Source organism: Burkholderia seminalis DSM 23518 (assembly GCF_902832885.1).
Lineage (GTDB): Bacteria > Pseudomonadota > Gammaproteobacteria > Burkholderiales > Burkholderiaceae > Burkholderia > Burkholderia seminalis.
On record NZ_CADFDK010000002.1, the window covers coordinates 123,188 to 130,918 of the forward strand.

A 7,731-nucleotide genomic window follows, 5' to 3' on the forward strand; every position below is an offset into this window, starting at 1 on the left:
AGTCTCAATACATGCGGGTGGTCACGTGTACGTGGTGCGTTGACCGGAAGGACTCGACAGCTTGATGAGAATTAGCAAATTTGCTAACATTGCGATGAAGAAGTGGACGATCCTGTACTACGACGAACGAGTAAAACGTGATGTGTTCGCTTTGCCCAAGGGCATTCTGGCTGGCTACCTCCGACTGATCGAGACGATGGAAGAATACGGTGCGGATCTACGGATGCCGCATTCGCGCGCGATGGGGGAAGGATTGTTTGAGTTGCGCCCGCGAGGTCGCGAGGGCATCGGGCGCGTGTTCTATTGCATGCAGGTGGGGTATGACCTCGTCGTCCTGCATTCCTTCGTCAAGAAGACCCAGGAAACATCCGGCGACGAGTTGCGAATCGCCCGCCCGCGAATGAAGGAGGTACGTAACAATGGCTAAGGCCCGCCACGCGCATGCAAGCGAGGAGCGGTATGCACCGGTCCGACACACTGCCGAAGACACCGCGCGTCTACTTACCGATCCGGCGATCAAGGCGGAGTACGATGCGCTGGAAGAGGAGTTCACCGCGCTTCGTGCGTTGCTCGACGCGCGTAAAGACGCGGGCCTGACTCAGGCTCAGGTCGCCGAACGAATGGGCACTACGACATCGGCCGTATCCAGGCTCGAAGCTTCGTTTTCGAGCGAGAAGCACTCGCCGTCGTTTGCGACGCTGCGCAAGTACGCCGCAGCGTGCGGCAAGAAGCTCGTCATTTCGTTCGCTTGAACACGCCGGCGTCAGGCGCTGATCAGCCGAAGGTGCGGATACCAAAGTCGACCGCTTACGCCGCCTGTTCGACCGGCAACCAGACTTCCAGCACGCCGGCACCCGTCACCGGATCGTAGTCACCGCTGTAGCGCTCGAACTCGGGCGCGTCCACCGCCTTGAATCCTGACGTCGGCAGCCAGCCGTTCCAGATGCTGTGGAAGGTCTGGTGCAACGTCGAGATATGCCCGGCGTGTTCGAACACCGCGTAGCGCTGCGGCGCCAGTTCGACCCAGCGAAACGGCGCGGGCAGCCGGTCGACGCGCGTGACTTCCACACCCGCGATGTATTCGAAGCTGCCGTCCGCATCGGGGTTGCAGCACACGCCGTACGTGACGTCGCCGAGCTGGCCGGGGAAGGACCCGAGGTAGGGGATGAACGCCTGCCAGAGCGCTGGAATCCCTTCGTTGGTTTCGAACGTATAGCGGTCGCTCATGCCCGCGATCAGCCGCGTGCCGGCGGTCTCGAAACGTGACGGCATCACGTCGACGATCTTCAGTTCTTTCATGCGAAGCGGCTCCACAACAGACAATCCGTCGAGCGTGCGCCGTGCCCGCACCTCCTCGGGCGTCATGCCGAAGAGATCGCGGAAGGCGCGCGTAAACGCCTCATGGGAGCCATAACCGGCATCGAGCGCCACGTGCAGGATGTCCGGCGCGCCTTGCGCCAATGCATGCGCTGCGCGCGTCAGCCGCCGCGACCGGACATAGCGCATCACCGGCCAGCCGGTATTCATCGAGAACAGGCGCGAGAAGCCGAAGCGCGTCATGTCGCAATCGGCGGAAATCCTGTCGAGCGTCAGTTCCCTGTCCAGTTCGGTTTCGATAAACCAGAGTGCTTGTCCAACCGGGTGCATGGCGTACCAATGAGGGTGTCGGGTGGACTATATGGTATCGGCGGCCGGGGCATTTGATCGTTCTTGCGCGGCAGCCGCGATCGGGTGGCTGCACAAATGCACATCGCCACGCCGGTCGGCGTGGCGATGATCGACGGGCTGCTGCGGTTTAACCCAGCGGCCAGTTCAGGATCGCGATGCCGTCGTTGTAGTCGCCATCGGTTCCATCCTCCGACCCGACGAGCCCGAAGTAGGTCTTCTTGAAGATGTCGACCTGGCGTGAGCCGATCTTCGACGGCTTGCCGTTCGCCGACACGACCACGCGCACCTTGCCCTTGCCCGAGTTCACGATCTGCGTGTTCAGGTTCGCGTCTTGCGTGCCGGCGCCCTGGAACGTCGCGGCCGGTGTCGGGTTGTCGTCGACGAAGACCTCGATCGTCTGCGGTGCCGACGAGTTGACCAGCGCGGTCACACCGAACGCGATGTTCGGCGGCAGGTTGAAGATGCCGTCGCGTTCGCCGCCGCCGGTCGGCGCGGGCGCCGGCTGCACGGGCTGCGGCGTCGCCTTCGAGAAATAGTTGACGACTGCGCCCACGCCGAATTTGGCGGCGGCGCCGGGCAGCACGCCGGGCGCGCCGGCCCACGTGACCGTGCAGGCGACGACTTCGCCCGCCGCATCGGTCTTCACCTTGTTCTGCCAGCTGCCGACGTCGAAGCTGTACGGGATCGTCGCGATATCGACGAACACGTCGTATTGCGGCAGTTTCTCGACCAGCTGCGCGGTCATGAACTGACGCATCCGGTCGAGCACGGCCTGGTCGCCGTTGGCTTGTACGGCGGTGGCGTCGTTGCCGGCGAGTTGCAGCAGCGCATACAGATCGTCATGGGTAAACGGTTGTGACATGTCGTCCTCGTCTCGATGGAATATCTCGCGTTGCGCAGCCGGTGACCGGGGTCACCGTGCCGCGCGCGGCGCAAAGCGTGGGACTGCTTGAAAGTTTCGCAATGTGTGGTTGGCCCCGTCGCCATCGCGACGCTGCGTGACTGCCGCCGATCAGCCGAGCGGCCAGTTCAGGAACACGATGCCGTCGTTGTAGTCGTCGTCGGCGCCGTCTTCCGAGCCGACGATCCCGAAGAACGACTTCTTGAAGAGGTCGACCTGCCGCGAGCCGAGCCGCGACGGCTTGCCGTTCGCCATCACGATCACGCGCACACGGCCCTTGCCGGAGTCGAGCACCTTCGTGCCGAGGTTCTGGTCCTGCACGCCGGCGCCCCTGAACGTCGCGGCGGGTGTCGGGTTGTCGTCGATGTAGATGTCGATCGTCTGGTCGTTCGCCGCGTTGGTGAGCGCGGTGACGCGGAACTTGATGTTCGGCGGCAGGTTGAACGTGCCGTCGCGTTCGCCGCCGGCCCCTCCACCGATGTTGCCGGTGCCTGGATTCCCGCTGCCGTGCGACGACGATTGCGCGGCGGTTTCACCGATCGCGGACAGGCTCGCGTACGAATCGATATGCATCGCGCTGCCGCGCACGCTTTTCCACTGGCCTTTCACGAACGTGATGCCGCTGCCGGCATCGATTGTCGCGACCAGCGTGAACGGCATGCGGCCGGTGCTTTCCGGCACCTTCGACGAATACGTGAAGCAGCCGTCCGCGACGACGCCTCGATCGGTCGCGATCGCGAAGTAGATGCCGGGGAAGTTGTTGCCGGTTGCGTACGGCGTCGGCACGTTGAGGATGACCTGCAGCTTGCCGTCGCGAATCTCCGCCTTGGCGATGTCGATATACAGGCCGGGGATGTCGACGTAGGTTTCCGACGTCACGACGGGCGCGCTGACGATCGAAGCCGAAAGGAGCGGCATGGAAGTCTCCGGTGATGACACGGTTCTGGGAGGGCGGCGTGAGGGGCCGCCGAACGCGGCGCGAACCCGCCGGCCGGCGCGGACGCGGCCAGCCGGCGGTGGTCGGTCGTCGATCGCGTCAGGTCAGCCGATCGGCCACTGGAGCACGACGATGCCGTCGTTGTAGTCGCTGTCGTGGCCGTCTTCCGACACGACGATCCCGAAGTTGACCGTGTACGGCGAGCCGTCCGACTTCTTGCCGTTGACCGGCGCGAGGCGCGCGTCGGTGGCCGACGGCTTGCCGTTGACCGACACTTCGAAGCGGAGCTTGCCGTTGCCGGAATTCAGCTTGACTTCACGCGGGCCGTCGCGCGTCGTCAGCTTGTGATACGCGGCGGGTTCGGTGCTGTCACCGATAAACAGCTTGATGTGCTGCTGCTCGGCGGCATTCGCGAAGAAAATCGCACGGAAATCGGTATTCGGCGGAATCGAAAACTCGCCGGCACGATTGGAAGACGTTTGAGAGTCGGCCATGCTTGCCTCCTGAGGTTTGTTGGATAAGGCGTGAGCGCTGTCGCGCAAACGTTTGCCGTTTGAAGCGCGACGGTTAAAGCATGGAGAAAAATAAATAAAAAAATATTCGAACGGGAAGGGTTATTGTTCAGTAAATCGAAAATCAAGGTTAATCGATTTAATGAATTGCAGTTAATGAATCGATTTTCGATGTATTCGGGAAATTATGTCGATGCGCGTATCGTTTTCCTGAACGATGCGGGCCGTAGTGCGGCGAGAGCGTGGCGGGAAGGTGCAGCGGACAATCGGGCTTCGGAGCAGACGCTCGGCGTTCGCATATGGCAGCGTTTCGTTTCAACATCAGCATCTCGGTCGTGGCCGCGCCCACCGGCCACCGTCGAACGCCCGCACCGAAGCCCGATCGCAAGGGGAAGGGGTGCGACACCGGCGAAGAGGATGGACCGACTCACTCCGAACATGAATAGGACCTCACCGGCGCCGCACCCGTGAAGCATATCGACGGGGCAGGCCGTCGCCTATCGGACTGGACTGATTTTGCGCCCGCACTGAGTGCCGGCAAAAACCGCGAATCCCGAGCGCCCGGTTGACAGCCCCGGTCGCCCTGTGATCTGATTCCGGCCATGCAAGCCGCCCAGTCCCTCTTCTCGCTACGACTACTCGCCCGTTTCTCCGGGCTGGGTCTACGGCTGCGCGCTTTCCGTCTGCTTCTGTCCTGAAGCGCCAGATTTTCCCCGTATCACCGACCTGGCCCCGGTTGTCGACCGGCGCCTGAGTTCGTCTTTTTTCCGTATCGCTCCGCTCCGTCCCGGTCGCTCAACCGCCAAGGCCGTCGTTCGCCGTACCGCTTTGCCGTTGTGCCGTTTCATCGCTGTCACCGCTGCGCGCGCAGCCGGCCACACCCGCCGAGGGCCGCCGCGACGCGGTTTCCCGACATACCGACCGAGGACCGAACATCATGATGCTGAAGAACCCCGCGACGAAGTACCGACCGTTTACGCCCGTCAACCTGCCGGACCGCATGTGGCCGTCGCGCACGATCACGCACGCGCCGATCTGGATGAGCACCGACCTGCGCGACGGCAACCAGGCGCTGTTCGAGCCGATGGACGCCGCGCGCAAGATGCGGATGTTCAAGACGCTGGTCGCGATCGGCTTCAAGGAGATCGAGGTCGCGTTCCCGTCGGCGTCGGAAACCGATTTCAACTTCGTGCGCGAGCTGATCGAGGGCGGCCACATTCCCGACGACGTGACGATCGAGGTGCTCACGCAGGCGCGCGACGACCTGATCGAGCGCACGTTCGAGTCGCTGCGCGGCGCGAAGCGCGCGATCGTGCACCTGTACAACGCAACCGCGCCGGAATTCCGCAAGATCGTGTTCGGCCTCGAGCGCGACGGCGTGAAGCGACTCGCGGTGAACGCGGCGCGCACGATCAAGCGCTGCGCCGACGCGGCGACCGACACGCGGTTCACGCTGCAATACAGCCCCGAAACCTTCACGGCCACCGAACTCGACTTCGCGAAGGAAGTCTGCGATGCCGTCTTCGACGTGTGGCAGCCGACGCCCGAGCACAAGGCGATCGTGAACCTGCCGGCGACCGTCGAAGTCGGCACGCCGAACTTCTACGCGGACCAGATCGAGTGGATGCACCGCAACCTCGCGCGTCGTGATGCGCTGATCCTGTCGGTGCATCCGCACAACGATCGCGGGACCGCGGTCGCGGCGGCCGAACTCGCGGTGATGGCCGGCGCCGACCGCATCGAGGGCTGCCTGTTCGGCAACGGCGAGCGCACCGGCAACGTCGATCTCGTGACGCTCGCGCTGAACCTGTACACGCAGGGCGTCGACCCGGGCCTCGACTTCTCGCAGATCAACGAAGTCGCGCGCACGTCGGAAGAATGCACGCAATTGCCGATCCATCCGCGTCATCCGTATGTCGGCGATCTCGTGTTCACCGCGTTCTCCGGCTCGCATCAGGACGCGATCAAGAAGGGCTTTGCCGTGCAGAAACCCGACGCCGTGTGGGAAATGCCGTACCTGCCGATCGATCCGAGCGATCTCGGCCGCACCTACGATTCGATCATTCGCGTGAACAGCCAGTCGGGCAAGGGCGGTATCGCGTACCTGCTCGAACAAGGCTACGGCGTCGCGTTGCCGCGCCGTCTGCAGGTCGACTTCAGCGCGGCCGTGCAGCGCCTGACCGACGACAGCGGCCACGAGGTGACGAGCGCGCAGATCTGGTCGCTGTTCCAGCAGGAGTATGTGGCGGGCGATGCGCCGCTGCGTTATGTCGGCCATGAGCTGACCGAGCGCGACGGCCGCGAGACGATCGTGCTGACCGCGGACGTGCACGGCGAGCGCCGCGTGCTGCGCGGCGAAGGCAACGGCCCGCTCGACGCGCTGATGCACGCGCTGCGCACGCCGCTGCGGATCCAGCACTACGAGGAGCGCGCGCTGTCGCAGGGCGCCGATGCGAAGGCGATCGCGATCGCCGAGCTGGCCGGCACGGGCGTGCGCGGCAGCGCGTTCGGCGTCGGCATCGATGCGAACCTGACGACCGCGTCGATCCGTGCGGTGATCAGCGGCATCAACCGCGCGTATGCGCGCGCGGACGAGGCGGTGCAGGCGACGTTCTTTGACGTGGCGCGCGCGGTGAAGGCCGTGGCGTAAGTCGAGCGGTGATGGGTGCGCCGGTGTGACGCAGGCCTGACAACCCTGACAGGCGATGACTTCACATAACGAGCGTATCGTGCAAGCGGCGCGCGGGTCCGTTTTATCGCGCCCATCACCACGAGGAATGTGTCATGTCGAAAGAAGATGCCCTGCGGGGCGATATCAAGGGGCAGGCCCAGGCGGCGGACCGCCACAACCTGGCGCGGCCGGCCGCGAACGGCGCGCTGTGGGCGCGCGGGCTCACGACGCAGCGGGTCGCCGACCTGTTCAGGACCTTGCCGGGATTGCCGGGGCACTGGATGCAGTTGCAGAACGAGGTCAACGCCGGGAATCGCTATTTCTACGGCGTCCAGAACGGCAGCGTGACGACCGAGGAAGGCAAGGCGCTGATCCGCTGGATCGCCAACGCGGTCGTGAGCGCCGCCGAGCATGCGTCGTTCGACTTCACGCTGCAGCAGCTGCGTTTCACGGCCGACATGGGCTGGCTCAAGCTCCAGCGTGTCAACGGGCGCGTGATGGTGTTCTCGCGGCCGTGAGCCGGGCGCCGGGCCGACGCTGACGGCGGTCGTGCATCGAGAAGTGTGCAGGTGAATGTGATGCGGCCGTCGACGGGATGCCGTCCGGCTGCGTCGCTCTATTGCTCGGCAGCTTTCCCTCGTCAAGCCGGCTTTTCGGTTTTCCCTATTTCGCCGTTGCCGAAATAGGGAAGCGAACGAAATCGTCGCCGCGCTCGCGGCGCTTGCGCACGAACCGGCAGGAAGGGCGCTTTCTGATCCATTGCGCGACCTTCGACACGATGAACGGGCTGCCGGGTGATGTCACGGAGCATTGTTGCGGCGGCGATCCGCGCTCGCCGGTGTCCGCGTATTCTGCTTCCCGCATGCAATCCTCCGGACGCGCATTCGCGTCGACGAGTTTCGGTGAGCGGACAGGTAACGGCACGTACGCGCTCAGGGACGTGCTTACCGATGAAAGCGTGATCGTGCCGGCAAGACGACGTTTTCCGGGACCCGGTCATCAATCAGGGCATCCCGCGCGTTGACCGTCGATGAAATGACAG

Annotated in this window: 9 protein-coding genes; 4 read left to right on the top strand and 5 right to left on the bottom strand. The window is 64.1% G+C overall.

Going from position 1 to position 7,731, the window contains the following annotated elements; translation table 11 throughout:
- Positions 1-64: 64 nt before the first annotated feature.
- Positions 65-427, top strand: coding sequence for a type II toxin-antitoxin system RelE/ParE family toxin (locus HWX00_RS07005; protein WP_404823770.1), 363 nt, complete (start codon positions 65-67; stop codon positions 425-427).
- The gene (locus HWX00_RS07010) at positions 420-752 is read left to right on the top strand and encodes a helix-turn-helix domain-containing protein (RefSeq protein ID WP_049029949.1); all 333 of its coding nucleotides are present in this window, start codon (positions 420-422) and stop codon (positions 750-752) included. Before HWX00_RS07005 ends, HWX00_RS07010 begins: the two co-directional genes overlap by 8 nt.
- Positions 753-807: 55 nt before the next feature.
- Here HWX00_RS07010 and HWX00_RS07015 read toward each other — a convergent pair whose 3' ends face one another.
- From HWX00_RS07015 to HWX00_RS07030, 4 genes are all read right to left on the bottom strand, one after another.
- On the bottom strand, positions 808-1,647 hold the full coding sequence (locus HWX00_RS07015; protein WP_124609161.1) for an AraC family transcriptional regulator: 840 nt from the start codon (positions 1,645-1,647) through the stop codon (positions 808-810).
- Positions 1,648-1,795: 148 nt separating this feature from the next.
- Positions 1,796-2,530: a fucose-binding lectin II gene (locus HWX00_RS07020; RefSeq protein ID WP_049029951.1), complete on the bottom strand. Its 735-nt coding sequence runs from the start codon at positions 2,528-2,530 to the stop codon at positions 1,796-1,798.
- Between the two features lie 150 nt (positions 2,531-2,680).
- Positions 2,681-3,487, bottom strand: coding sequence for a fucose-binding lectin II (locus HWX00_RS07025; protein ID WP_175027258.1), 807 nt, complete (start codon positions 3,485-3,487; stop codon positions 2,681-2,683).
- A 123-nt stretch (positions 3,488-3,610) separates the two neighbouring features.
- Complete coding sequence (locus tag HWX00_RS07030; RefSeq protein WP_034189645.1) at positions 3,611-4,000, bottom strand: fucose-binding lectin II; 390 nt, start codon at positions 3,998-4,000, stop codon at positions 3,611-3,613.
- Positions 4,001-4,958: 958 nt separating this feature from the next.
- Here HWX00_RS07030 and leuA point away from each other — a divergent pair.
- Complete coding sequence (gene leuA / locus HWX00_RS07035) at positions 4,959-6,668, top strand: 2-isopropylmalate synthase (protein WP_175027276.1); 1,710 nt, start codon at positions 4,959-4,961, stop codon at positions 6,666-6,668.
- Between the two features lie 134 nt (positions 6,669-6,802).
- A complete protein-coding gene (locus HWX00_RS07040) occupies positions 6,803-7,207 on the top strand; it encodes a hypothetical protein (RefSeq protein ID WP_034189643.1) in 405 nt (134 codons plus the stop codon).
- A 145-nt stretch (positions 7,208-7,352) separates the two neighbouring features.
- Here the strand turns inward: HWX00_RS07040 and HWX00_RS07045 are convergent, their stop codons facing one another.
- The gene (locus HWX00_RS07045) at positions 7,353-7,553 is read right to left on the bottom strand and encodes a hypothetical protein (RefSeq protein WP_141727464.1); all 201 of its coding nucleotides are present in this window, start codon (positions 7,551-7,553) and stop codon (positions 7,353-7,355) included.
- Between the last annotated feature and the right edge of the window lie 178 nt (positions 7,554-7,731).

Coding starts and splice junctions, on each gene's coding strand:
- HWX00_RS07015 (WP_124609161.1), bottom strand. CDS start 1,647: ATGCACCCGGTTGGACAAGCACTCTGGTTTATCGAAACCGAACTGGAC.
- HWX00_RS07025 (WP_175027258.1), bottom strand. CDS start 3,487: ATGCCGCTCCTTTCGGCTTCGATCGTCAGCGCGCCCGTCGTGACGTCG.
- leuA (WP_175027276.1), top strand. CDS start 4,959: ATGCTGAAGAACCCCGCGACGAAGTACCGACCGTTTACGCCCGTCAAC.
- HWX00_RS07005 (WP_404823770.1), top strand. CDS start 65: ATGAGAATTAGCAAATTTGCTAACATTGCGATGAAGAAGTGGACGATC.
- HWX00_RS07040 (WP_034189643.1), top strand. CDS start 6,803: ATGTCGAAAGAAGATGCCCTGCGGGGCGATATCAAGGGGCAGGCCCAG.
- HWX00_RS07010 (WP_049029949.1), top strand. CDS start 420: ATGGCTAAGGCCCGCCACGCGCATGCAAGCGAGGAGCGGTATGCACCG.
- HWX00_RS07020 (WP_049029951.1), bottom strand. CDS start 2,530: ATGTCACAACCGTTTACCCATGACGATCTGTATGCGCTGCTGCAACTC.
- HWX00_RS07030 (WP_034189645.1), bottom strand. CDS start 4,000: ATGGCCGACTCTCAAACGTCTTCCAATCGTGCCGGCGAGTTTTCGATT.
- HWX00_RS07045 (WP_141727464.1), bottom strand. CDS start 7,553: ATGCGGGAAGCAGAATACGCGGACACCGGCGAGCGCGGATCGCCGCCG.